At 47.2% G+C, this 24,357-nt stretch carries 21 protein-coding genes and 1 tRNA gene; 15 read left to right on the top strand and 7 right to left on the bottom strand.

Features of this window, described 5'->3' with window-relative positions; translation table 11 throughout:
• Nucleotides 1-14 precede the first annotated feature (14 nt).
• From mnmH to AC3WTP_RS05485, 3 genes are all read left to right on the top strand, one after another.
• A complete protein-coding gene (mnmH, locus tag AC3WTP_RS05495) occupies nucleotides 15-1,052 on the top strand; it encodes a tRNA 2-selenouridine(34) synthase MnmH (RefSeq protein ID WP_492393580.1) in 1,038 nt (345 codons plus the stop codon).
• 205 nt (nucleotides 1,053-1,257) lie between these two features.
• Nucleotides 1,258-2,352: a 3-isopropylmalate dehydrogenase gene (gene leuB / locus AC3WTP_RS05490; protein WP_492393579.1), complete on the top strand. Its 1,095-nt coding sequence runs from the start codon at nucleotides 1,258-1,260 to the stop codon at nucleotides 2,350-2,352.
• Nucleotides 2,353-2,605: 253 nt separating this feature from the next.
• Complete coding sequence (locus AC3WTP_RS05485; RefSeq protein ID WP_492393578.1) at nucleotides 2,606-3,145, top strand: peroxiredoxin; 540 nt, start codon at nucleotides 2,606-2,608, stop codon at nucleotides 3,143-3,145.
• 117 nt (nucleotides 3,146-3,262) lie between these two features.
• On the opposite strand, the gene AC3WTP_RS05480 is transcribed toward AC3WTP_RS05485, so the two are convergent.
• Nucleotides 3,263-6,175, bottom strand: coding sequence for a 1,4-alpha-glucan branching protein domain-containing protein (locus tag AC3WTP_RS05480; RefSeq protein ID WP_492393577.1), 2,913 nt, complete (start codon nucleotides 6,173-6,175; stop codon nucleotides 3,263-3,265).
• Nucleotides 6,159-6,677, bottom strand: coding sequence for a DUF4912 domain-containing protein (locus AC3WTP_RS05475; RefSeq protein WP_492393576.1), 519 nt, complete (start codon nucleotides 6,675-6,677; stop codon nucleotides 6,159-6,161). The genes AC3WTP_RS05480 and AC3WTP_RS05475 overlap by 17 nt, the downstream gene beginning before the upstream one ends.
• A gap of 295 nt (nucleotides 6,678-6,972) precedes the next feature.
• Between AC3WTP_RS05475 and AC3WTP_RS05470 the strand changes: the two genes are divergently transcribed.
• The 3 genes from AC3WTP_RS05470 to AC3WTP_RS05460 all read left to right on the top strand — a co-directional run bounded on the left by AC3WTP_RS05470 (nucleotide 6,973) and on the right by AC3WTP_RS05460 (nucleotide 10,583).
• Nucleotides 6,973-7,380 (top strand): hypothetical protein, encoded by a 408-nt coding sequence (locus AC3WTP_RS05470; RefSeq protein ID WP_492393575.1) that lies wholly within the window; start codon nucleotides 6,973-6,975, stop codon nucleotides 7,378-7,380.
• A gap of 435 nt (nucleotides 7,381-7,815) precedes the next feature.
• Nucleotides 7,816-9,024, top strand: a complete 1,209-nt coding sequence (locus AC3WTP_RS05465; protein ID WP_492393574.1) for a two-component system sensor histidine kinase NtrB — start codon at nucleotides 7,816-7,818, stop codon at nucleotides 9,022-9,024.
• Between the two features lie 44 nt (nucleotides 9,025-9,068).
• Entirely contained in the window at nucleotides 9,069-10,583 is a 1,515-nt protein-coding gene (locus tag AC3WTP_RS05460) for a leucyl aminopeptidase (RefSeq protein ID WP_492393573.1), read from the top strand.
• Between the two features lie 394 nt (nucleotides 10,584-10,977).
• Here AC3WTP_RS05460 and AC3WTP_RS05455 read toward each other — a convergent pair whose 3' ends face one another.
• Nucleotides 10,978-11,880, bottom strand: a complete 903-nt coding sequence (locus tag AC3WTP_RS05455; protein ID WP_492393572.1) for an IS1595 family transposase — start codon at nucleotides 11,878-11,880, stop codon at nucleotides 10,978-10,980.
• A gap of 275 nt (nucleotides 11,881-12,155) precedes the next feature.
• Nucleotides 12,156-13,136 (bottom strand): DMT family transporter, encoded by a 981-nt coding sequence (locus AC3WTP_RS05450; RefSeq protein ID WP_492393571.1) that lies wholly within the window; start codon nucleotides 13,134-13,136, stop codon nucleotides 12,156-12,158.
• Between the two features lie 216 nt (nucleotides 13,137-13,352).
• Here AC3WTP_RS05450 and AC3WTP_RS05445 point away from each other — a divergent pair, with 216 nt between their 5' ends.
• Nucleotides 13,353-14,249 (top strand): LysR family transcriptional regulator, encoded by an 897-nt coding sequence (locus tag AC3WTP_RS05445; RefSeq protein ID WP_492393570.1) that lies wholly within the window; start codon nucleotides 13,353-13,355, stop codon nucleotides 14,247-14,249.
• Between the two features lie 108 nt (nucleotides 14,250-14,357).
• Here the strand turns inward: AC3WTP_RS05445 and AC3WTP_RS05440 are convergent, their stop codons facing one another.
• The 3 genes from AC3WTP_RS05440 to AC3WTP_RS05430 are packed head-to-tail and all read right to left on the bottom strand — an operon-like array spanning nucleotide 14,358 to nucleotide 16,867.
• Nucleotides 14,358-14,555, bottom strand: a complete 198-nt coding sequence (locus AC3WTP_RS05440; protein WP_492393569.1) for a FeoB-associated Cys-rich membrane protein — start codon at nucleotides 14,553-14,555, stop codon at nucleotides 14,358-14,360.
• A gap of 30 nt (nucleotides 14,556-14,585) precedes the next feature.
• Nucleotides 14,586-16,610 (bottom strand): ferrous iron transport protein B, encoded by a 2,025-nt coding sequence (feoB, locus tag AC3WTP_RS05435; protein WP_492393568.1) that lies wholly within the window; start codon nucleotides 16,608-16,610, stop codon nucleotides 14,586-14,588.
• Entirely contained in the window at nucleotides 16,607-16,867 is a 261-nt protein-coding gene (locus AC3WTP_RS05430; protein WP_492393567.1) for a FeoA family protein, read from the bottom strand. Before AC3WTP_RS05430 ends, feoB begins: the two co-directional genes overlap by 4 nt.
• A gap of 225 nt (nucleotides 16,868-17,092) precedes the next feature.
• Here AC3WTP_RS05430 and AC3WTP_RS05425 point away from each other — a divergent pair, with 225 nt between their 5' ends.
• The 8 genes from AC3WTP_RS05425 to AC3WTP_RS05390 all read left to right on the top strand — a co-directional run bounded on the left by AC3WTP_RS05425 (nucleotide 17,093) and on the right by AC3WTP_RS05390 (nucleotide 24,324).
• The gene (locus AC3WTP_RS05425) at nucleotides 17,093-18,061 is read left to right on the top strand and encodes an aldolase catalytic domain-containing protein (protein ID WP_492393566.1); all 969 of its coding nucleotides are present in this window, start codon (nucleotides 17,093-17,095) and stop codon (nucleotides 18,059-18,061) included.
• A gap of 168 nt (nucleotides 18,062-18,229) precedes the next feature.
• On the top strand, nucleotides 18,230-19,090 hold the full coding sequence (locus AC3WTP_RS05420; RefSeq protein ID WP_492393565.1) for a sensor histidine kinase: 861 nt from the start codon (nucleotides 18,230-18,232) through the stop codon (nucleotides 19,088-19,090).
• Complete coding sequence (locus AC3WTP_RS05415; protein ID WP_492393564.1) at nucleotides 19,059-19,700, top strand: response regulator; 642 nt, start codon at nucleotides 19,059-19,061, stop codon at nucleotides 19,698-19,700. Before AC3WTP_RS05420 ends, AC3WTP_RS05415 begins: the two co-directional genes overlap by 32 nt.
• 90 nt (nucleotides 19,701-19,790) lie before the next feature.
• A tRNA-Pro gene (locus AC3WTP_RS05410) sits at nucleotides 19,791-19,867 on the top strand.
• Nucleotides 19,868-20,126: 259 nt separating this feature from the next.
• On the top strand, nucleotides 20,127-21,158 hold the full coding sequence (locus AC3WTP_RS05405) for an ABC transporter ATP-binding protein (RefSeq protein ID WP_492393563.1): 1,032 nt from the start codon (nucleotides 20,127-20,129) through the stop codon (nucleotides 21,156-21,158).
• Nucleotides 21,145-21,861: an ABC-2 transporter permease gene (locus AC3WTP_RS05400; protein ID WP_492393665.1), complete on the top strand. Its 717-nt coding sequence runs from the start codon at nucleotides 21,145-21,147 to the stop codon at nucleotides 21,859-21,861. Before AC3WTP_RS05405 ends, AC3WTP_RS05400 begins: the two co-directional genes overlap by 14 nt.
• Nucleotides 21,862-21,865: 4 nt before the next feature.
• Nucleotides 21,866-23,257 (top strand): GldG family protein, encoded by a 1,392-nt coding sequence (locus AC3WTP_RS05395; protein ID WP_492393562.1) that lies wholly within the window; start codon nucleotides 21,866-21,868, stop codon nucleotides 23,255-23,257.
• Nucleotides 23,257-24,324, top strand: a complete 1,068-nt coding sequence (locus AC3WTP_RS05390) for a DUF4340 domain-containing protein (protein ID WP_492393561.1) — start codon at nucleotides 23,257-23,259, stop codon at nucleotides 24,322-24,324. Before AC3WTP_RS05395 ends, AC3WTP_RS05390 begins: the two co-directional genes overlap by 1 nt.
• Nucleotides 24,325-24,357 lie beyond the last annotated feature (33 nt).

Below are 24,357 nucleotides of genomic sequence, written 5' to 3'. Positions count from 1 at the left end.
ATGAGGTGATAGACATGCATGATATTACACTTGAGCAGTGTCTTGCTCTCCGCAATGAAAAAGGAACCCTAGTGGATGTTCGTTCTTCGGGGGAGTTTGAGGAGTTTCATATTCCAGGAAGCATCAATATTCCTCTCTTCACTGACGAAGAACGCAGCGAAGTAGGGACCATATATAAGCAAGTGAGTGTTGAAGCGGCAAAGGAAAGAGGCTTAGAGATTGCATCTGCTAAGCTCCCCGCTCTATATAAGCAGTTCCGACAGCTAAAAGGACCGGTCGTCATCTATTGCTGGCGTGGAGGTATGCGAAGTCGAACGATGGCAACAGTGATGACATTGATGGGAATGAAGGTATTTCGCTTGCTTGGGGGAATACGCAGTTACCGTCAATGGGCACAGGATCGACTGGAGCATTATGAGCTTGAAGCTCCTTGCGTAGTGATCGCCGGTCATACAGGGACAGGGAAGACAGAACTGCTGACGCGGCTCGCACAGGATGGATATCCTGTGTTGGATCTGGAAGGACTCGCAGCGCATCGCGGTTCGATCTTCGGACATATTGGGCTGGCGCCGCGCAATCAGAAGATGTTCGACGCTCTGCTGATTGAGCGACTGGATGAGCTTAAGCAGGGACAAGCGCCGTATATCATGCTGGAAGGAGAGAGCCGCCGTCTTGGCAAAGTCATGCTTCCCAACTTCCTGATGGAGTCCAAGCAGCGGGGCAGAGTCATTCAGATCAACATGCCGATGGAAGAACGAGTTCGCAATCTGTTAAAGGATTATGACCCGAAACAACATAAGGATGAGATTATTGCAGCTTTTGAACGAATTCATCGCCGATTGCATACTCCGATAGCGCAGCAGATTCGAGAATCGCTGAAGCTTGAACAATACGAAGCAGCTGTCGCGCTAATGCTGGAGCATTATTATGATCCTCGTTATGAACATGCCGCTCTGAAGTATGAGCAGGATGCAATCGAGATCAACGCTAGCAATGTGGTTGAAGCTGATCATATGATTCGGGAACGATTTAAGATTAAGAAATACGCTTAATGATAAAGACCTTGCGCATGGCAATAGGGGACTGAGCCTATTGCATGACGCAGGGTCTTTTTGCTGTGAAGATTAGCGAATATGAGTTTGATTAGAGGATGGTTATAGTTATTACCTATAAAAATCATAGATTTTATATCTTGGTCAAACCGTGTATTCGTATGTTACAACAGGAGTAATAGAGATCGAGCGAGGAGGGCTTTAGATGTCAGAGGTTAAAAAGATTGCCGTGATCGCAGGTGACGGGATCGGTCCGGAAGTGGTTGCTGAAGCGATCAAAGTGATGAAGAAAACAGAAGAGCTGTTCGGCTTGTCCTTTGAATTTGAGCATGGCTTGTTTGGCGGAATTGCGATCGATGAGAAGGGGACGCCGCTTCCGCAGGATACGCTTGAGATGTGCCAACGCGCTGATGCCGTGCTGCTTGGAGCTGTCGGCGGTCCGAAGTGGGATACGAATCCGAAAGAGCTTCGCCCTGAAACAGGTCTGCTTGGCATTCGCAAGGCGCTTGGCTTATTCTCGAATATCCGACCGGCTGTCGTGTTCGATTGCCTGAAGGATGCTTCGACATTGAAGCCGGAAGTGCTGGAAGGCACTGATCTTATCGTCGTGCGTGAGCTGACCGGCGGCATCTACTTCGGAGACAAGCTGCGCCGTCAAGGAGCGCATGGCGAGGAAGCGGTTGACACTTGCGTGTATAACGTGCAAGAGGTTGAACGCATCGTCCGACAAGCGTTCGAGATCGCTCAGAAGCGCCGCAAGAAGCTTGCTTCGGTGGATAAAGCGAATGTGCTCGAAACATCCCGCCTCTGGCGCGAAACGGTTATTCGTGTAGCACCGGATTATCCGGATGTAGAGCTAGAGCATGTGCTCGTGGACAATTGCGCGATGCAATTGCTGCGTCGCCCATCCAGCTTTGACGTTATTGTTACGGAAAATATGTTTGGTGACATATTGAGCGATGAAGCGGCAATGCTGACGGGCTCGATCGGGATGCTGGCTTCTGCATCTCTAGGAGAGGGAAGCTTCGGTTTATACGAGCCTGTTCATGGCTCGGCGCCGGATATCGCGGGCCAAGGCATCGCGAATCCAATCGCAACTATTCTATCAGTAGCGCATATGTATCGCTTGACGTTTGATTATGCGGAAGCGGCGGATGCCATTGAGAATGCGGTGAAGGAAGTGCTTGATGCGGGTCACCGCACAAGTGACATCGCTGTTGATCGCTCCAAAGCAGTCGGCACGAGCGCAATGGGCGATTTGATCGTGGCGGCGCTTAGCAAGCAAGCAGTTACAGCTTAATACATGAAGCTTTATAATGGCCGATGTCGGGATACGGGGACATCGGCCATTGTTATGTTTCGCCCTAATTGAGAATCGTTCGCAACAAATTCGACACAATTTATAATAAATATAAATAAATAATTGCTTTAATCTTGACATCATTTTTGTGCAGTGATACCATTCTATATGTGAGTTGATTCGTCAAGATCATGATCAACTCGACACATAATAGCGAGAATGAATACACACATATATAAGGAGGATTTTTAAAATGGCAGAACGTTTAGTAGGAAGACAAGCTCCAGATTTTAACATGGAAACAGCAACAGGTGATGGACAAGGATTCGGCGCAGCACAATTGTCCGATTATCGCGGTAAATGGTTGGTACTGTTCTTCTATCCACTCGACTTTACATTTGTTTGTCCAACTGAAATCACAGCTTTGAGCGTAGCAATGGATGAGTTCAGCAAGCTGAACACAGAAGTACTGGGTGTCTCCGTTGACTCCGTACACAGCCATAAAGCATGGATCAACACAGCTAAAGAAGATGGCGGCCTTGGCAAATTGAACTTCCCGATCGCTTCCGATATCACGAAGAACGTTGCTCGTGAATACGGCGTCTTGATCGAAGAAGAAGGTATTGCGCTTCGCGGCTTGTTCATCATCGATCCAGAAGGCGAATTGAAGTACCAAGTTGTTAACCACAACAACGTTGGCCGCAGTGTTGATGAAACACTTCGCGTGCTTCAAGCTTTGCAATCCGGCGGATTGTGCCCAATCAACTGGAAACCAGGCGACAAGAACCTGTAAGATTAAACGAATTCACTGTGTGTAATCACTAAATATAGAGCTCTATAAGCTCGAGTCAACAACAGCAGAAGCCCCGCTTAGGATACGATATCCTAGCGGGGCTTCTGTTATGTCTATTCATCGAGCGATCACACCTTCGTATACGTTGCGCGTTGATACGGCAATCGTGTTCCAATCGTACTTGGAACGAACCTTGCCTGCTGCCGCCAGTGAGAAGCGCTGTGCCTTGTCGCGGTCGCGCAGCAGCTCCACTGTGTGCCGTGCAAGTGACTCGACATCGCCGGGGGGCGTCTTATAGCCATCGCGATCGTGCTCGATGATTTCGGCAAGACCGCCAGTGTCTGATACGACGACAGGAATGCCTGCTCCCATTGCCTCCAAGGCTACGATGCCAAACGGTTCATACAAGCTTGGGAACACGCAAACATCCGCGATCTGGAACAGCATATCCCGAATGTCATCGTTGATGAAGCCGATGAGATGAACGCAGTCGTCAAGCTGTAATTCATGAATGATGTCCTTCAATTGTGATGCCATCGGCCCCGCGCCAGCTATAATGAGACGGGTATGCTGCACGTTCTGTCTAATAAGGGGAAGAGCATGAAGCAAGACGTGGATGCCCTTTTCATAGACCAGCCTGCCGATACAAAAAAGTGTGGGTCCGTCAGCTGCGGCTCTCGTCAGATTAAGCGGATGTGTATCGCTTGCTGCTGGTGAGTATGGATTCAGCGGTCTCGGAGCATATTCAGTGCATTCTACTCCATTCGGTATCATCGTCACTCGCGACAGAGGTACGTCGAAGAGCTGATTCACTTCTCGCACCATAGCATGACTGCAGACGATGATATGCTCGGATTCGCGAACAAGCTCGTGCTCCGTATCGTGAATACGACGTTGCAGATCGGTATGAATCTCTCCTAGATTGCGGCCATGCTCTGTCGCGTGAATTGTTGTAATGATCGGCAGATTATAGGTATGCTTCAATTCCTTCGCGGCAATATACACGAGCCAATCATGGGCATGTACGAAGTCGAACTGTACGCCGTTATCGTCTATAAGTGTCTCAACACCATCGAGCATGGCGATATTCATCTGCAATACCCAATCCATGAAGCCGATGGGGGTCTCCGACTTCGGAACTGGAACACGGTACACATGAACCCCGTTCATGACTTCATAAGGGGGACTGCCGGGGACATCTCTTGTCATGACGTGAACTTCGCACTGCTTAGCTATGAGATGGCGAGACAGCTCGTAAACGGCGCGTGAAAGTCCGCCAATCACGAGCGGCGGATATTCCCATGCCAGCATCAGCACTCGTTTAATCGCCGCTGCGGGCTTAGAACCGCTAGAACTTGAGGTCGATTCCCCTGATAGCAGGAGTCGATAGTCCATATTAGGGAAGCATCGGTATTCTGCTTCCATGCGGGTAAGCTGCTCTTCGTCGTAGACTCGCTGCTCCAGCATGTCGAGCAGGGTATGGCAGCGCATGATATGATCTTTGGTGCGTTCCATAGCATAACTAGGAAAAGTATCGGCTTCCATGATAAACGCCCAATCGCTGCTCTCCGCTAGCATAAGCTCGCGAACCGCCTGATTGCAGATACGAGCATGCACTTCCGTGAATCCCCACTTGAGAGGAGCCGCTTCGTTCAGCGTATATAGTAACCGATTCTCAGCCTGATGAAGATGCTTATAGATCCAATCGTTGCCCTGCGTAAGCCACACTTCAGAATATCCACCTCGTCCCCAACTGCTTGCTGGCAGAAGGGCTCTTTCCGCATCTGGGAACCGATCGATATAATCCGACGGCGTTATGTACTGAAGGCGATCGCCCCAAGCCTGCTGCTCAGCGTGAAGCTCGCGGAACAGCATTTCAATCCAGAGCGGCCCTTCGAACCACCAATGTCCAAACAGTTCCGCGTCATAGGGGGACACGATCAATGGCGGCTGCTCGCAATCGGGGTGCTGTTCCCAATAGGTGTCCATTTGACTCAGTCTGCTGTTCAAGAAATGCCTTGCATGCTCGCGCGCGCGTAACCGCGCCCTGTCTTCGTGATACCATGCTTTATGATCCGTCGGGCCAGTTACGCGGTAATACTTCAAGCCCGTATTTACCCGCGTTCCGCCGCGCAGCATATACGGCTTTATGTAGTTCCACTCGGCTTCGTCATGCCAGCCGAGATCGTATCCGATATCGCGGTAATACTCGCGATAATCGGGATGGCCAGGATAGCCGCAGGATGCATCCCACACCTGCTGGGATGATTCAAGATCACGGCCGAAGGCATAGGTGCGTTCGTCTACGAGTATAGGACGAAGTGTGTTTGCCTGCGGAGCGGGATCAGCATCTGTGATGCCATTCGTATCAACTATAAAGTAGCTGAGCCCGCTCTTGCGCAGTAAGGGGGTCAATTGCGGTGTATATCCGCACTCTGGCAGCCAGATCCCACGCGGCCGCACACCAAAATGCCGTTCATGCTCTTGAACGCCAATCTCGATTTGTGCCTCAACAAGCTTATCATTGCATATGAAGGGCAAATAAGCATGAGTCGCAGCACAGGTCATAAGTTCAAGAAAACCTAATTCATGATAATGACGAAACTGTCCAATAATATTACGATCCCAATTTCGATAATGACGAAGCCACTGTTGCCAACGATCTCTATACATTGCTGCAATCTGCTCCTGCTCGGGACAATCATTCAGACGTTCTGCTTCAAGGGTTGCTAGATGGATGATACTTAACAGATGCTGTTCATATCGCTCCTGCAGCAGTGAATCCTTCATCAATGCCAGTAAGGTAGGTGACAGTGACATAGTTATACGATACGGTATTCCATCTCGTCTTAGCCGTTCGAACATGTCTATCAGAGGGATGTAAGTTTCGGTCATCGCTTCAAAGAACCAGCGTTCTTCTAATTTTCCTGCTTCATCTATATGCCTGACATAAGGCAAGTGAGCGTGCAATATTAATGAAGCATATCCCCTTCTAACAGGAAACGGCTTATCGTCAAATGGTGTTGTCATGTTTCGACTCCTTTTGATTAGGTAGATGAAGAAGCGGATTCACAACAGAATACAGCGTATAGGCAGAGAATTGTTCAAAGGGCGAATAAGATGCGCTCAACTCATCGGTGAAATGGGATAAGGCAGTGATGGAGGTATGGGATTCGAGATTATTTTGAAGCAGGGATATGAACTGATGATCAGGATTCAGGATTCCGTATTCAACCCGATAGGACGCGTTCGGATTAACGTCGCGGAAGTACCATGACCCCTGCTCGTCTATCGTTGCATCGGAGTATTGAACAGGCAAGGCGCGTTCGTGTGCATGACCATATTGAAGCAATCTAACTTGTTTCGTCAAGTCATTCCAATGGGAGCGATAATGCTCGGCGATCAGTCGCTTGCGTCTTTCATGCAGTTCCCAGTACGCGAAGAGTGTGTATGGTGTTTGTACCATTATATGAATAAAGGATTGATTATAACGATACGGCCATGCCGCTGAGTATGTTGATTGCCGAATCATAGGGATCTCCTTCCTGCGAAATGATTGGCTTTTCTATAAAACTATTGATCGAAAGTATCTTCCCTATCATCATATCCTTTGCTATCGGGTTTTATGTCTATGACTCTATTTGATAATATATGATAAAAAGTACATAATAAAAAAGAGCTGATTAAGACTTTAGTCTCCATTTCATATAAAATAAAGGAATCGGTCATGCCATAATCGAATATGCTTCAACACATGAACCTCAAGACGGCGTTATTGAGATTAGTGATAGTACAAACGATACCATCTATGATTAAGGAGGGAGAACATGAGCTTTTGCTGTGGAGCAAGTATGATTGGCACGCAAGGCAGTTTACAACACTATCGGACAAGGATTCTTAATGTTCCCCTGTTGCTGTGTCCGGTCTGTCAACGAATGGAAGTACATTATCTTGTAGAGAATGAGTATGCAATATTAGCGGAGTACGCGCAAATCGATGGAGTAGAGGAGGTCGACTTTAAGGAATATGTGACACAGGACGATAGTCGGTTGCTGGAGAATTGCATAAACCATGAAAATGAGGATCCATTGGACCTTGTACGCAGCCAAATTGATTCTGCCCTCGATCTGCTTGCTTTGGCAAAGCAGTGGGGAGATTCGCAATGGGAGATGCAGCTCAAACGCCGCTTAGCGTTAATGAGTAGAAGAAAAGCTCAGATCATGAAACAAAAATGAATGTATATGCTCGAGCGTGATTAATTTTAGATTACTTTTAGCGTTTTCCTCTTTTTTTGCGGTTATTCGACAATAAATTATCTTGATTTAGTGAGGCATAATTTTTATGATAGTAACTACCAATTAATGTATTTGACATATTTGTGACTATAATCTTAATTCACAAACGAATGTAAATTGCAGGCTGATACTGCAATGGGGTGATAAATTTTGAACGGTCTTATCGCCAGTCATCGAAAATTGCAACTAGAATGGAAACAAAGCTATATTCGTCATCTTCGAAAGTTTATGTTAACTGGACATGCTGATGATCTAGCACAAGCCAAGCACAATGCCAAGTGCGTCATTCAACAACAACCTTACGACATAATGTGTCTCCATGAAGAAACGATGTATATGATGATATCACACGTTGAAATAAACGAGGCGATGATTATGTTTCATCGTTCACTCGCTTATTTAATGGAAAGCTTGTCCGTGATTGCAGCGGAACAAGACAGTAAGGAGGGGGAAGAACTGGCACTTCATTCATTTCGTGAGCCTTTACTGCAGTCAGCTAATAGTATCTTATTAAGACAAGATCCACGCAATAACTATGAAAATGTACTGCAACAAATGGACAGCGCAATTGTACTGTTTAATGAGGAAGGATTGTTGTCCTTTATTAATGTGGAGACAGCCAAGCTTCTTCAAATAGCTCGCAAAGAATTGGTTGGCTGCACCTTATTGGATCTGCTGCGACATCCTTTACTTGATCGTGATAAGCGCAAATTAATACTGCGAATCTATCGTGAGACTATTGTGCTGCGGAAACGGTACCATGAAGTTACCGATAAGCAGGGTCATACATATGTTGTAACCTTTACTTATGGAGATCAGATGGATGGCAATTATCTTTACAGCATCAAGGATGTATCAGATTTCAAGAGAATTGAACATACTGCAGTACAGAATGACAAGCTTGCGATACTCGGCAAGATTGCTGCTGCTATTGCGCATGAGATCCGCAACCCACTAACTTCAATACGCGGATTTATCCAACTGCTTAGACCTCATCTCATGCAGCTTGGTAAGGATGAATATGCCCGCATCATCTTAGCTGAGATTGATCGAGCTAATGATATTATTTATGAGTTTCTTAATTCTTCTAAACCAACCGCGCCATTTACTTCAGTAGTACCTATTACCTCGCTGATTCGAGAAGTTATCATGCTTACAGAGAGCGAAGCGCTTATGAAAGGGTGCGATATTTCGCTGGAAGAGCAAGCTTCAGACAGCCCCATTCTTGTATCCATTGATGTTAAACAGATTAAGCAGGTCTTTCTAAATATGATTCGCAATGCGATCGACGCCCTTGTGGAAATATGCAGCACGAGAGCGGGACTGATTAACATTAGTGCGAAGCTTGAAGGTAAGTATGCAACCGTAACAATTCGGGATAACGGTAAAGGCATGGATGATCGAACATTGGAACGTTTATTTGATCCATTTTTTACGACGAAGGATGATGGTACTGGCTTGGGATTATCCGTCAGCTACCAGATCATTCGCAATCACGGTGGCACAATAGAAGTGAATTCCAAGCAAGGTGAGTGGACAGAATTCGTAATCCGGTTGCCGATAGCTCTCGCGAGTGTGGTATAATCAGCGATAGTTATTTTATTCTAATCATAGAAGGATGAGTGACCATGAATCTGACCAATACACAATGGCTTCGTGAGTTGACAGTACAAGCATCCGCTCAAAGCGCTTTGCAAGCAGAGGCAGAAGCGCTTGTCGTTATAGCTTCCAAGTCTGAATGGGAACAGGGCGTCTATGCTGTACCAAGCGGCACATCCATTGAGGATGCCGTACATACAGGTTTATATGAAGCAGGTGCGAACAGCATCCATGTTGTACCTGTTCGTGAAGGGAATGTGAAGTATGTTATCGCCGTTGGACGGAAGGAAGGTCAGCTTACAGCGAACGATCTTCGTGTGATAATGGCGAATGCGGCTAAGAAAGCTATTAAGCTTGAAGTGAAGCGAGTAGCAGCATTAATTCCAAATGAACTTAATGGCGTTACAGACGACAAAGAGGTTCAATCGTTATCGCATGCGATGGTAGAAGGCTTTATGCTGGGAGCCTATCAGCGAGTTACATATAAGAAAGATGCCGATCCAGTTCATGCAGTAGAGTCTCTTGCACTAATAGGAGAGGGACTGGATGTAGCAGTCTGGCAGAAAGGCGTTGAGAGTGGCCAAGCATTCGCGATCGGCACAACAATTGCTCGTGATCTGACGAATCTGCCTGGTAACGTATTAGTTCCTAGTACCTTAGCGGACTATGCCATGTCTTTGGCTGAAACATATGGCTTCGAAGCTCATGTTCTTGATGAAAAGGAGATTGAAGCGAAAGGGATGGGCGGCTTGCTTGGAGTAGGCAAGGGCAGTGCCAACCCGCCTCGCATGATCGTTCTTAAGTACCAAGGCAGAGAGCAGTGGGACAATGTGCTTGGTCTTGTCGGCAAAGGAATAACGTTTGACACTGGCGGTATCTCGTTGAAGACAGCGGCAGGCATGGATGAAATGATCTGTGATATGGGCGGCGCGGCGACTGTGCTTGGAGCCATGGCTGTTATTGGTCAGATTCGTCCGCAAGCAAACGTTGTCTGTGTCGTACCTTCGGCGGAAAATATGCCTTCTGCATCTGCCATGAAGCCAGGAGATGTACTGACAACTTACAGCGGTCGTACGATGGAAGTATTGAATACTGATGCTGAGGGCCGTTTGGTGCTGGCTGACGGAATGACATATGCGAAGGAGCAGGGCGCTGCTAAGCTGATCGATGTGGCAACGTTGACGGGTGCGGCAGTTGTCGCCTTCGCCGATGTAACGACTGCGGCATTAACGAATAATGATGAGTTGATGGCGGAACTTATTGCAGCATCAAAACGCACAGGTGAATACCTGTGGCAGATGCCTTCGCATCCAGAATATTGGGAACTGCTGAAAAGTGACGTTGCAGATGTGCGCAACAGCTGCGGTCGTGGAGGCGGTATGATTACGGCGGGACTGTTTGTCGGCACGTTTGCGGATGAATTGCCTTGGGTTCACCTGGATATCGCGGGTACAGCATTTTTGAGCAAGCCTCGCGGTGTTGATCCGAAGGGTGCGACGGGTGTAATGGTACGTACGATTGCAGAAGCAGTTATGTCGTCATAGCATAGTATAGATTAGAAACATAGAAGAGGAACGTTCCCCGTGTCAGGGATATGACATTATGGGAGCGGGCCTCTTTTTTATTGCAGCTGAACCTTCAATATATGTCTCAGAGAGTATCTGCCTATTCTCCCATTGGCTCAGGACAGGCTGGTGAGTCTGGGATGCGAGACGGGAGTGGGATTCGGAATAGCCGTGCTGCTATGTAGGTAGAAGGAATAGTTGTACCACCGCGGGGATGCAATGTATGCCTGTCTTGGAGACTATTATGCATTATCCCCAGGGCTCAGGTGCAATTCGCAGCGTATTCTTGAAAATTTTACTTATAAAAAATGATGGTTTAATTAAGAAATGGACAGCTCGAAAAATATCAATCGATTAGATGTGGTTTAATAAGTTATGCGGCAAGCTTAATAGTGGAAATTAGATTTTGCTTGGAAATGGAGCCATAGCGAGTAGATAATGACAAGCTCATTAAGAGATCCCACGCCGAAAAATGTTCAGAACTCGCATTGGATCGAAAACAGAATTCATCTAAATAGCGCTGCAAATAGGTTGATCCGATACCGTGAAACGTATCAATCATCCATCTGCGGGCACGTTGAAATTGCTTCTTCAAGTAAGCAAATTGAATCGTTCTGAAAGGCTGTTTAATAATTGTTATATCCGCAACATTTGCACAGGTGTGATGCTCAATGAATTGGCTGCATGCTGCAGGGTGCAGAGACTTGCTGATGAGCAGCTGCCGATCAACTTTCTTGATCTTGAGGTTGATGATCTCTTGGCCGAACGAGACGGATGCAGCGACGATAAGTGGGATTTCACGTGAGCTGAGCTCATATACTGCCCTTGGCGGAGGCTTAGCATGGTATTCAACGACGCCTTGAATGGTTCCCTCCAATGGAGAATCTGAATCAATCGCGCTAATAACAGCTCTAACTTTATGGAGCATAGACCAAGCGGTCTTATATGTAACTTGAATGATGGAGCTAAGCTGGACTGCATTGATGGTCATATGATGCTGTGATACTAACCAGATGGTTGTTATCCATTTTACTAATGAAGTTCGACTATTCTCCATAATAGTGTCTGCTGTGAGAGATGTTTGATGCTGGCAGGCACTGCACTCATACAGTGGAAGTCGCCGTGTGCTGATGACATAGGCGTGCGAATAGTGGCATCTGGGACATCTGAATTCGTGCGGCCACTTTATCTTATATAGATAGGAGACGCAAGTATGTTCATCGGAAAAATGATGCGATAGTTCCTCGAGTGTAGCCCATGAACCACTATGTTCCATGACTAATCCTCCCACACATGCGAATGTTTGTTCTAGATTACAAGAAAATTATACCAAACATATGTTCTGCAATCAATCAGTAAATGAAAAATGCATTGCATATATTCTTATAACGACGATTGTTAGTTGCGGCTAATCGTGTGTTGAAGCATACCGAGTTCTGAGCGAAGGGGAGAGCAGTGAGACGGAGTTGAGAGGTGAATATAGCGAAGGAGTGAAAAATGAAAAGCTCAGTCAGTCTGAACGCTGCCTGAGCCAATTTATTTAAAGTTGTATTATTGAACGGTGCTTGTCGCGGGAGCTGCTTTTACAGCTGTCTGAACGCGAGCAGAGGCTTGCGCTGTACGACGGTTTAGCATATTGTTAGCTACGACGGCAATGAGAATGAGTGCAGTGCCGAACCACTCGGCTGCGGATACTTGATAGCCTTGCACAACGGAGATGAAAAATGTCGTTGCAGGCACAAAGTTGATAAACAGCATTCCATTTTCAGGCGAGAGCAGCTCCATGCCTTTCATCCAAGCGAGAAGCGCTGCTAATCCAGCGATTACGATCATAAATAGCATATGCGGGATAATAGGCTGCAACTGCGTCATAGTCGGAGCGGATAAATTCCCGCTTATCGTCATAACCCCAGTAATGATTACAGATGTTGCGGACCCCAACATACAAGTAAGAGTTGAGTAGCGAAGCGTAGACCAGCCTCTAAACTGTCCACTTCCTACAGAATAGAACACCCAGCCGACTACTCCAATGAACACAGACAGGAGCGGGATCGCTTCGAATTGGCTGCTCGTGAACAAGCTTAAATCCCCTTTTGTCACAACGAATATTACGCCAATGAACGCAATAATTACACAAGTGAGTGCAGCAAGTTTAGGTGGCTTTCTAGTGATGACCCACATGAGCAGGATGACAAGCATCGGCATGAAAGATTCCATGATGGAAGCTAGCAGAACGCCTGATTTGCCCATTTGCTGTTGACCCCAGAACACGAAGAAATTATAAACAGTGAAAGCGAAAGTTCCGAAGATCCATAACCTAAAGCCTCTGCCCTCAAATCGAAAAGCACGACGTCCTTCCTTGACTAGCAGTATGATGCATAACAGCACTGCAACAGTACCGTAACGCAGTGAGCTGAACCAAAAAGGATCAATATGCTTCAATGCGTTTTCTGCAACTGGAAACATTGCACCCCATGCCGCTGCGGCGAAGAAGCATAGCAGTGCTCCCAGCCATAAATTCGATTTCCTCAACCTTATTCACTCCTATGATGATCTCTCTCTGATGACTAGTTCGGAACGTGAACCGGATGTTTGATCAGGGCATCGATGCACGAACAGCGGCTATTCATTGTCAGTTGACAGTGATCATCATATCCCTTTCCTGATATCTTGTAAAATAATTGTAAGTGATTTAAGATATCAATTAAAATGATATCTAAACTAGGGTAACAGAATTGGGGATAGGGTATGGATTTCAGTGATATTCACATATTCATGTCTGTAGTGGAGCACGGCAGTGTGAGCCGTGCTGCTGAAGAGTTAGGCTACGTGCAATCCAATGTGACCGCGCGCATTCGGTCACTAGAGCAAGAGATCGGTCATCCCTTGTTTCATCGTCATCGTCGCGGAATGACGTTGAATGCGGAAGGGCGCAAGCTCATGATGTACGGGGATCAGATGATGAAGCTTATGAACGAGATGCGCAAGGCGTTTCAGGACGAGAATGATCCCGCAGGTCAACTCCTAATTGGTTCGGTAGAAACAGTCGTTGATTTGCCTGATATTCTATCGCTGTATCACCGCCGCAACACCAAGGTTGACCTATCACTCTTAACAGGTGTAACTGAGAAGCTGACGGAGGATGTATTGGGTTGGAAGCTGGACGGAGCGTTTGTAACAGGTCCTGTCGATACGCCGCAGATTGACCAAGTTCCTGTATTCGATGAAGAATTGGTGCTTGTATGTGGGACGAATCGAGAGGAATCGCTGCGGGTAAGTTCAGGAGAGGAGCTGCTTCATCTGCCGCTGCTCGTATTTCCTAAGGGGTGCGGATATCGAGCCAAGCTGAAGCAGTGGATGCAAGCCGAACGTATTTCCCCTCATAAGTTGATGGAATTCGGTACGCTTGAGACGATACTCGGTACTGTTGTGGCAGGGCTTGGCATCACGCTTGTTCCGCGGGCTGCAGTCGATAAGCTGGAGCGTGAAGGGGCCGTACGGCTGTTCCCGATACCTAAGCCGTATCAAGCCGTAAGTGTGGTATATATTCGCCGCACAGACGCTTATATGGGTGAGGCGGAGCGGAAGTTTCTACAGACGATTGCTGAGATCAGAGAACGGCGAATAGCCGGCGAGAATGCATGACCATACAGAAATGCCTGATTGATATTCCTGTTTAGGAATTCAATCAGGCATGAAATAGTCTCATCCATAAGATTGGATATTTAATGAATAATAGATGTAAATAAATGGTTATTTGATGTCAGGTTGTTTGTTAGCAATTGCTGATTTCGTATGAGAATATTCTTTCGTTCCGCAGCCGCTTGAGCAGCTCTTATTCAGGGAGCAGGATGCGCATGCTCCTTGCTTGCTTCTGCGAACCTGGCGTGTAATTGCCCATATGGCATAAGCGAAGATACCGCCGACTAGAATAATTTCTATCCATGGCATCGCGTAACACTTCCTTTCCGTTTGCTCTCATTAAGCAAAGCCTAACAGCTTGCCGCCCCAATAAACGATAAGCGCAATTATATACGCGGTAATAAGTGCGTACCCCATCGAGAAGAAGGTCCATTTCCACGACGCTGTCTCCCGACGAATAATTCCAACGGTCGCCAAGCATGGAATATACAGCAGCACGAACACGCAAAAGGCATATGCTGATAATGGCGTGAATGCTTGTGCGATCTGAGCTTGCAGCATCGCCGTGTCTGGAGCATGGTAGATAATGTTCATCGTTGAAACGACAACTTCTTTGGCCATAAAGCCGGTCACGAGCGCAGCTCCAGCTTGCCATGTGCCGAATCCCAGCGGAGCTAACAGAGGCGCGAATAATCCGCCGATCATAGCCAGGAAGCTATCGTCCATCTCTACATTCAATCCGCCTGGTCCTGCGTATGACAGCAGCCAGATGAGCACGGATCCGCCCAAAATGAACGTTCCAGCTTTACGTACAAAGCCTTTCCCTTTTTCCCATGTGCTCAGGAGCATGGTTTGCCATTGAGGGAATCGGTATGGAGGCAGTTCGACTACGAACACGCTCTCTTCATCCTTCAGCATGCGGGATGAGAACAGCTTTGCCAGCAGCATGGTGAGTATTACGCCGAGCAAATAAAGCGAAAGAACAATTATGGCTTCATTGCCTTTGAAGAAGACACCTGCGAATAATGCGTATACCGGCAACCTGGCAGAACAGGACATGAAGGGAACAAGCAAGGTCGTAATAAGTCGTTCCTTCGGCTGTTCCATCGTACGTGCGGCCATAATTCCCGGGACATTGCACCCGAAACCGATAATGAACGGAATGAATGCCTTGCCGTTCAGGCCGACCATTTCCATCAGGCGATCCATTACAATAGTGACGCGAGCCATGTAACCTGAATCCTCTATAAATGAAATGAATAAGAATAAGGCTAGAATCTGCGGTACGAATACGAGTACTCCACCGACGCCAGCAATGATGCCGTCTTCCAGCAGCGCGTGTGTAAATGGCGAAGCTCCAATGCTGTCTAGACCTGCGGACACCCATTCAGTTAAGGTTCCTCCGATAAAGCCGTCCAGCAGATCAGAGAGAGGCGTTCCGATCCATTCAAATGTAACCTTGAACATAATAAACATAACTAAGATAAAGATCGGAATGCCTAACCATCGGTTCGTTACGATACTGTCAACTCGGTCAGTGAATGTAACGCCAGAATGCTCGCGGGTTGTACTGCATAATTGTACTGCATGCTTGATAAATGTCATGCGAACCGAGCGTATATGCTGCGGCAGATGCAGCGCGCTCCCTTCCGCCTGAAGCTTCGCTTCCGTTTCCTTATAGATGAGCCGCATCGCTTCAGCATCGCTGCTAGCTTGATGAGCCCATTGCTGAACGGGATCATTGCTCTCTAAGTATTGAAGCGCGACCCACCTCGCGGGAATGTCCCCAGATTGCGGCAGCAGCTCGATAAGAGACGCGATGGCCGCCTCTGTTATTGGGCCATAATCCAAGGATATTTCAGTTCGCGGCTGCTGATGAATCGCTTGCGGTTCCATATTCAGCAGCAATTCCTTAATGCCTTGGTTTCGACGTGCATTTACTCGCCAAGCAGGAACTCCGAGTGCGGCAGAGAGCTTGTCCACATCAACATGAATACCGCGGCCTTCAGCCACATCATTCATATTCAGAGCGATCAACATTGGCGCTCCGTATTCAAGTAACTGAACCGTTAGGTACAGATTACGCTCTAATTGAGAAGCGTCGATGACATTGAGAATGGCGTCAGGCCTCTCGCTCATCAGATAATGAACTGCGATGCTCTCGTCTTTCGACACTGGCTGCAGTGAATAAATACCTGGCAGGTCTACTAATGAGGAAGCCTGATTGCGGAGCAATCCGACTTTTTTTTCCACAGTAACGCCTGTCCAGTTGCCTACATATTCATATGACTTCGTTAGCGCATTAAATAGAGAGGTCTTGCCTGTGTTAGGATTACCTAACAGGGCGGTGTCCCAAGTTGTCATCCGATTACCACCCCGATACGCAATGCTTCACGCCGGCGAAGACCGAATAGTTGACCGTTTGCTTCGAGCATCAAGGGTCCGCCAAAGAGGCTTGAGCGTTTCAGCTGCACACGCGTTCCTTCTGTAACTCCTAGATCGAGGAGACGGTGACAAACTGCTTTATGTGTCTTAGATAGATCAGTGATGCATGCGTCCTGACCTGGTAGTAAACAGCATAATGATTGTAGTGGGCATGACTGTGCCGATGTATCGTTCACGACGAATCCCTCAATTCATAATGATAATCTTTATCAATTATACAACTATTAATGCTACAGTCAAAGAGAATAATAAGTTAGTGACATAAATCACATACGGTGAGGGAAAATGTTAGAATAATTAACCAGTTGCCAATTTCCACGAAATTTTAACATCTTTACTTTGCTTTATGCATCTTTATCCAGTAGAATGGAGAGAAAAATTATGTAGAGGGAGAGAGCGGAATGAAAACGAATCACTGCAAAATTGTCGACTGTACGATTCGCGATGGCGGGCTAGTAAACAACTGGGATTTTAGTGTTGAATTTGTACAAGATCTGTATGCAGCTTTAAATGAAGCGGGCGTCGACTACATGGAAGTCGGTTACAAGAACTCGCCGAAGTTGCTGCCAGGTTCGGAAGGAGCAGGTCCATGGCGATTTTTGGACGATGATTTCTTGCGTAAGGTCATTCCGCAGAAGGGTACAACCAAGCTGTCCGCGCTAGTTGATATCGGTCGCGTGGATGAGAATGATGTCCTGCCTCGCAGTGAGAGCATGCTCGACTTGATTCGAGTAGCTTGTTACATTAAAGATGTGGATAAGGCGCTGAATCTGATTCAGATGTTCCATGACCGCGGTTACGAAACGACGCTGAACATTATGGCTCTGTCGAACGTTATGGAAAACGATCTAAGCGAAGCTTTCCAGATGATTAAGGAAAGCCCGGTAGATATCGTATATATCGTAGATTCTTACGGCAGTCTGGATCACAATGACTTTATGTTCTTAGTTAGCAAGTTCCAAGAGCATCTTCCTAACAAGCGTCTGGGTGTACATACCCATAACAATATGCAGCTTGCTTTCTCCAATACACTGATTGCTGCTGAGAGAGGCGTTGAGCTTCTGGATGCATCTGTATACGGTATGGGCCGCGGCGCAGGCAACTGTCCGACTGAAGCGCTGCTGACGCATCTGAAGAACAGCAAATTCTCTTTGCGCGCGGTATTGGGCTTCTTAGAGAAGCATATGATTCCGATGCGTGAGAAGTGGGAATGGGGCTACTTGATCCCTTACCTGATCACAGGCACGCTTGATGAGCATCCTCGTACTGCTATGGCGCTGCTCGCATCGCCTGATCGCGATAAATTTACCGAGTTCTACGATAAGTTCATGACACCTGAGGTTAGCTTCGCGGTTAAGAAGCAGAAATAAATATCAATATTTAAACAGCCTTTCTCCAACTGGGGAAAGGCTGTTTTTACGGATTATATTTTCAGGATGATATTGGAATAAAGCTCTCTATTGTTTATTATTGAAATATATGGCTGATGAAAGTTTCATGTTAGTTACATATATAGGGAGAGTAGACGGTGAATTGACATGAGCGATCGGAATATCAAGCGGCTAATTCTATGGACACCTACTATTACAATCGGGCTATGGGAATACATACGGCATGCTTTTTTGCTTCCGTATATATCGATGGACATGGGGAATCTTCTTGCCCCAGTGATCGTGTTCGTTGTCTCGTTGATCATGCATAAGAAGCTATTCGCGCTGCTGGATGAGGTGCAGCGGAAGTTGGGACGCGAGCAGCGCGATAAAGCTGCGCTGGAGGAACGAGAGCGTCTGGCTCAGGAGCTGCATGATGGCATCGCACAGTCTCTGTTTTTACTGTCGGTCAAGATCGACCGGTTGGAGGCTTCATCTGGCGATGACTACGCGCAGCAGCTGGAAAGGCTCCGCCAAACGGTGCGCCATGTACATGATGACGTTAGACAAGCGATAACCAGTCTCCATCATCATCCGGATGAAGCGAGCTTCTCTTGGGCCAGTGCGCTGCATCAGATGGTAGCTGACATTAAGCAGGAAGCAGAATGGGAGCCCGAAGTGATCTGGCAGCTTGACGATGAATGGTTAATGATGAAAGAGAAGATTACATTGTTCTCATGTATACGCGAGGCCCTCACGAATATTCGCAAGCATGCTCAGGCTACAGAGGTCAAGCTGTATGCACAGCGTACGGAGGGGGGCTTCTTATGCGAAATACGGGACAATGGAGTAGGATTCGCGGATGATCCGTTCAGTATAAAAGGAAAGTTCGGTCTGAAAATGATGCGTGATCGCGTGCGGCATATGGGCTGGAGCATAGTGATCACACGACAAGAGCAGGAAACCGTTGTTCAGATCTGCAAAGGAGAAATGCCTCATGAGACGATTTCGAATCTTGATTGCGGATGACAATGCGCATGCGCGTGAAGGAATGGCTGATATATTAGCGATAGATGATGCTTTTCAATTAGTAGGAGAAGCAGTTAATGGTGAAGAGGCTGTTGCGATGACGGGACAGCTCATGCCTGATCTGCTCCTAATGGATATCTCGATGCCGCTTATGGGCGGATTGGAGGCGACACGCAGGATTAAAGAACTGTATCCGTCGGTGAAGATCGTGATGGTAACCGTTTCAGATGATATTACGAATCTGTTCGAAGCGTTGAAGGTTGGCGCACAAGGCTACCTGATCAAGAACCTGCAGCCCTCAGCTTGGCACGAGTACTTGCGTGCTGTAGCCATTGATGAAGCGCCGATGTCGAAGGAGCTGGCGCTGCGTCTGCTGCAGGAATTTACGATGAAGCCTGCTTCGCGCTCCGAGCATACGACGCCGCTTACCGCTCGTGAGCAGGAAATACTAGAGCGGGTCGCAACTGGCGAATCTAATCGAGAGATTGCGCAGCGCCTGCAGTTATCCGAGCATACCGTTAAGAATCATCTCAAAAATATATTGCAGAAGCTACATCTAGACAACCGTGTACAGCTTACGCGATATGCCTTTGAGAATGGATTGGTTTAACGGTGAAGCTCATCATCATGAAATGTATTGCAGCTCTGAATATCTTGTGATATATTCATCTATGTTATCTCAGTAAGATAATTGTAAGAACGGGACGTAGCTCAGCTTGGTAGAGCACCTGGTTTGGGACCAGGGGGTCGCATGTTCAAATCGTGTCGTCCCGACCATCTAATATAATGCACGGCTGTGTTTTCATGAATAATGGGATACAGTCGTTTTTTTGTTATTTATTTTTGATAATCATACATGATTTGTTGATAAATGGAGTAATCGCCAGTAGTTATTTACTGCGTGGTGCTCCTTATTTGTTTTTTAAGCATATTTTAAGTTTGATTTAATGTTGCTTTAGGGTTCCCTACTTACAGTTAGTATAGGACGACATGCGTTCCATAGGATCGCACTTTAACCAATTGAAGGGGGAGCGTTATGCTTGAAGTTCAAGATGTCAGCAAATGGTTTGAGAACCAAAGGGGCGTTCAAAACATCGACTTTACGATGGAACGAGGAGAGATCATCGGGTTCCTTGGTCCAAACGGAGCTGGCAAGACGACGACAATGCGGCTTATTACAGGGTATCTGCTGCCAACAAGCGGTACGATTCGCATCGATGGCATATCGATGTCGGAGGATACGCATCGGGTAAGGAGCAAGATTGGATATTTGCCGGAGACACCTCCGCTCTATCCGGATATGTCTGTTCACGCGTATCTTCGCTTTGTCGCTGATCTGCGGGATGTGTCTGCGCGTGAACAGAAGATACGGATCGAAGAAATGGTCGATAGGCTTGGCCTTCATGGCCGCGAACGCCAATTGATACGCAGTCTGTCAAAGGGCTATAAACAGCGGCTCGGTTTGGCGCAAGCGATCATTCATAAGCCAGAGCTTCTGGTGTTGGATGAACCGACATCCGGCTTAGACCCGAATCAAATATCGGAGATTCGCAATTTGATCCGGGAGCTGGGTGAGCAGCATACCGTGCTGCTGAGCACACATATTCTTCCGGAGGTTAATTCACTGTGCAATCGAGTGATCATCATTAATCAAGGAAAGCTGGTGCTGGATGAGAAGCCTGATCGCCTCGGTGATGTTATGGGACAGGCAGCAGGTATCAGCTTGGAAGTAAAAGGACCTGCGGAGCAGGTGATCACTTGTATAGGCGGTATAGCGGAAGTGGATGAGGTTGTTCTTGATGAGGATGAGGCACAGGATCATATCGAGCCTGCTGATGACCGTGAAACAGCTTCGGCGGCTTCGAGCCAAGATCATTCTGTTATTGATAGTGATACGGTTCATGTACGAGTTAGAGCGAAGGAAGGCTTGGATATACGCGAATCGTTATTCTATGCGATGGCGGAAGCGGGCTATCCGATTCTGGAGATGAAGAGTGAGAAGACAAGCCTGGAAGAAGTGTTCCAGCGCTTGACGACAGAAGAGGTGATTGATGATGAGGCGGTTTAATGCTATATTTCGCAAGGAACTGCAGGCTTATTTTGTGTCGCCTACCACTTATGTCGCACTCTCGATCTACGTGTTCGTAACCAGCCTGCTTTTCTATATCAATTTTGTAATGTATCAACCATCTATTGTTGACTTCCGCATTGTATCGATGAATGCGACATTTATGTTTCTGCTAGTCGTACCGCTCTTAACGATGCGGCTCATATCGGATGAATTCCGATTGGGGACAGACGAGCTTCTGCTTACTTCTCCTGCGCGGATCTACGAGATTGTGCTGGGCAAGTATGCGGCATCGGTAGTCCTAATGGCTGTGCTCGTTGGAACGAGCTTGCTTTATCCGATCGTTATGTCATTTTTCGGCGACATGGATATTCGAATTATTATGACCTCTATCTTGGGGATGTTTCTGCTTACCTGCGCCATGTCAGCGGTCGGATTGTTCGCCTCAACTTTGTCGCAGCATCAGATGGTCGGGGGAATCGCGGCATTCGTTATCCTAATGGTGTTCTGGATGATGGATTTTGCGGCTGGTATGGGCAGCGGTAAGATGAATGATCTACTCGTTCATTTTGCGATGGACCGTCGACTTGAATCCTTCATGAAGGGTGTTATTAGCGGCGCGGATACGCTGTTTTTCATCATGATGTCGGCATTGTTCGTCTTCTTGAGCGTGCAGATTCTGGAACGGAAACGGTGGAGGTAGAACTATGAAGAAAAGTTTAAGAGGAATTAATTCTCTCGTATTTTCCGTTGCTGTCATTGGCATCTTCATCGTCACGACTATTTTTCTGGGGTCATTAAGCGGCTTTCAATGGGATTTGACCAAAAACAAGAGCTTTACATTGTCAGAACAGACGTTGACGACGCTGCGAGAGCTGGATGAAGATATTACGATGAAGCTGTTTATGAGTTCAACTGAGGACCCGATGCTGACTCGTCAGGTGGAGGATATCGCGCAGCAGTATGCACAAGAGAGCAGCAAGATCAAGTATGAGAAATACGACTTGTATCAAGAGCCATCCTTAGCGAAGACGTATCAGCTTTCGAGCAGTGCGATCGTATTTGAACGCGGGGATAAGCGGAATGTAGTCGGTTTATATGAAATGTTCAACTTGGGTCAAGCACCTGGTGAGTATCAGTTCACAGGTGAAGAGAAGATGACTGCGGCTATTCAGAGCTTGGTCGATGATGAAGTATATAAAGGTTATGTGCTGACTGGACATGAAGAAGTGCCGCTTCAGCAGATGAGCGTGTTTGCTTCAAGCTTGGCGCAGGAAAATGTAGAGCTAAGTGAGCTCAATCTATACGAAGAAGGCGCAATACCAGAAGATGCGGATGTCCTGTTCCTGCTCGGCGCGAATCAGGATATAAGCAGCAAGGAGCTTGCAGTGCTGCAGGAGTATCTGAAAGGCGACGGCAAGCTGTATATATCGCTAGGATTCAATGAGGATATGGCGAATGCTTGGCCAAACCTGACCACTCTGCTGAATACGCTCGGCGTACATTACGAACCAGCGGTAGTTGTAGAGCCGAAGAAGAGTATTCTGCACGATCCATTCACGATTGTGCCGGAGTATGCTGGTCACGATATCACTGCTAAGCTGGAGGAATATCAGAAGATATCCCTTTTATCACTTGCAGTACCTTTGAAGAAGGTAGAAGGTGAAGGCGCGGCATATAATGCGGAGCCGATCATGAAGACGACGGATCAAGCTTATGGCGAGACCGATCTGAAGAGCTTGATGACTGGAGAAGGCTCTGCCAATGACGAGAAGGATTTACAAGGTCCATTCGATCTTGGGTATGCGGTCAGCACGACGGATGGCAAGCCGAAGGCTGTTGTGATGGGCAGTGTGACGAATTTGCTGAATGATGACATCTATACACAAGGTAATCGCGACTTTGCCTTGAACAGTGTGGCATGGTTGCAGGAGAAGGATAACCAGGTAACCATCAGACCTCGCCAGAATGATGCTTATCAGCTTGCTTATTTGACACCGACTCAGGCTAGTTGGATCCTTACCACGACTGTCGTGCTGTTCCCGCTCGTGCTGCTCATGATCGGGGCTGCGCTGTGGTGGAGAAGGAGAAAAGGCTGATGAAAAAGTGGATGCCAACCCTTATTGCAGTTGTGTTGTGTGTAGGTGGATTCTGGTATGCTGCCAGTCAAGATTTCTTCCGTGAACAGTCTGCTGAGGATGTCCCGCTATTGGAGGTAGAGGCTGATCAGATCACAGGCTTCTCGATTAAGCAAGCGGAAGAAGAAGTTAAGCTGGTAAAGGATAATGAAAAGTGGAAGATGGAGCTTCCACAAGCCTATCCGATTAATCAATATGGTATAGACAATTGGATTAACAACTTCGTCGAGCTGTCCATCCAATCGCTGGTTGAAGAGCAAGCTGCTGATCTAGAGAAGTATGGCTTGAGTTCTCCATCCGCCTCCTATGAGGTTACATTGAAGGACGGGGAGTCGATACAGCTTGATATTGGAGATGCGGCTCCGATAACTGGAGAAGTCTATGCTCGTTTAGGCGGAAGCGAATCGGGCAGCGGTAATGTGTACGCACTGGATGAATATGAGGTTGCCTCTTTGAATAAAGACGTGCTTAACTTTACAGCGAATGAACCGTTTGAATTCGTATCCGACCAAGTAACGAATTTCGAATGGAGCATGAATGATAAGAGCTACAGCGCGGTTAAGCTGAAGGCTGATGAAGAGCAAGCAGAAGCGGCAGATCAAGCCGGTCAATCGGAACAGGCTGAATCCTCAGATCAATCGAAGGAAACTGAGCAATCTGACTCCTTGAAATGGAAGATCAATGAGAAGGAGCTCGAAGCAACCGATGTGCTGGCATGGCTGAATGATCTTCGATTCCAGTCTGCGACAGAGATGCCTCGATTGGCGTCTGAAGTGGTGAAGGGCAAAGAAGTGATGTCATTGTCAGTCACAATGGACAAGCTGGACGGCTCCTCCATGTCAGACATACAATCGAAGCAGTATAAAGGTTATCTCGTAGAAGATAACGTATGGATTGTCCCAGAAGGTAGTGAATGGGCAATCGCGATTCCGAAGGAAAAATTGGACGAGCTTCAGCTTAGCATGGATGAGCTGTTGAAGAAAGATGTGCAGCCGGAGCAATCGGATGCTCAAGCTGACCAGGGATAATAATAGAAGAGCCCCGCGCGACTATGGCCGCGC

Source organism: Paenibacillus sp. EB106-04-04-XG159 (assembly GCF_058791835.1).
The sequence above is the reverse complement of the archived record's forward strand: the minus strand, read 5'-3'. Positions and strand labels throughout refer to the sequence as shown.

Bases quoted from the DNA above. Each gene is read 5' to 3' on its own strand.
- AC3WTP_RS05405 (WP_492393563.1), top strand. From the start codon at position 20,127: ATGCTTGAAGTTCAAGATGTCAGCAAATGGTTTGAGAACCAAAGGGGC.
- AC3WTP_RS05465 (WP_492393574.1), top strand. From the start codon at position 7,816: ATGTTTCATCGTTCACTCGCTTATTTAATGGAAAGCTTGTCCGTGATT.
- AC3WTP_RS05480 (WP_492393577.1), bottom strand. From the start codon at position 6,175: ATGACAACACCATTTGACGATAAGCCGTTTCCTGTTAGAAGGGGATAT.
- AC3WTP_RS05425 (WP_492393566.1), top strand. From the start codon at position 17,093: ATGAAAACGAATCACTGCAAAATTGTCGACTGTACGATTCGCGATGGC.
- AC3WTP_RS05400 (WP_492393665.1), top strand. From the start codon at position 21,145: ATGAGGCGGTTTAATGCTATATTTCGCAAGGAACTGCAGGCTTATTTT.
- AC3WTP_RS05455 (WP_492393572.1), bottom strand. From the start codon at position 11,880: ATGGAACATAGTGGTTCATGGGCTACACTCGAGGAACTATCGCATCAT.
- feoB (WP_492393568.1), bottom strand. From the start codon at position 16,610: ATGACAACTTGGGACACCGCCCTGTTAGGTAATCCTAACACAGGCAAG.
- AC3WTP_RS05475 (WP_492393576.1), bottom strand. From the start codon at position 6,677: ATGATTCGGCAATCAACATACTCAGCGGCATGGCCGTATCGTTATAAT.
- AC3WTP_RS05390 (WP_492393561.1), top strand. From the start codon at position 23,257: ATGAAAAAGTGGATGCCAACCCTTATTGCAGTTGTGTTGTGTGTAGGT.
- AC3WTP_RS05485 (WP_492393578.1), top strand. From the start codon at position 2,606: ATGGCAGAACGTTTAGTAGGAAGACAAGCTCCAGATTTTAACATGGAA.
- mnmH (WP_492393580.1), top strand. From the start codon at position 15: ATGCATGATATTACACTTGAGCAGTGTCTTGCTCTCCGCAATGAAAAA.
- AC3WTP_RS05395 (WP_492393562.1), top strand. From the start codon at position 21,866: ATGAAGAAAAGTTTAAGAGGAATTAATTCTCTCGTATTTTCCGTTGCT.
- AC3WTP_RS05440 (WP_492393569.1), bottom strand. From the start codon at position 14,555: ATGCCATGGATAGAAATTATTCTAGTCGGCGGTATCTTCGCTTATGCC.
- AC3WTP_RS05460 (WP_492393573.1), top strand. From the start codon at position 9,069: ATGAATCTGACCAATACACAATGGCTTCGTGAGTTGACAGTACAAGCA.
- AC3WTP_RS05470 (WP_492393575.1), top strand. From the start codon at position 6,973: ATGAGCTTTTGCTGTGGAGCAAGTATGATTGGCACGCAAGGCAGTTTA.
- AC3WTP_RS05415 (WP_492393564.1), top strand. From the start codon at position 19,059: ATGAGACGATTTCGAATCTTGATTGCGGATGACAATGCGCATGCGCGT.
- AC3WTP_RS05445 (WP_492393570.1), top strand. From the start codon at position 13,353: ATGGATTTCAGTGATATTCACATATTCATGTCTGTAGTGGAGCACGGC.
- AC3WTP_RS05420 (WP_492393565.1), top strand. From the start codon at position 18,230: ATGAGCGATCGGAATATCAAGCGGCTAATTCTATGGACACCTACTATT.
- leuB (WP_492393579.1), top strand. From the start codon at position 1,258: ATGTCAGAGGTTAAAAAGATTGCCGTGATCGCAGGTGACGGGATCGGT.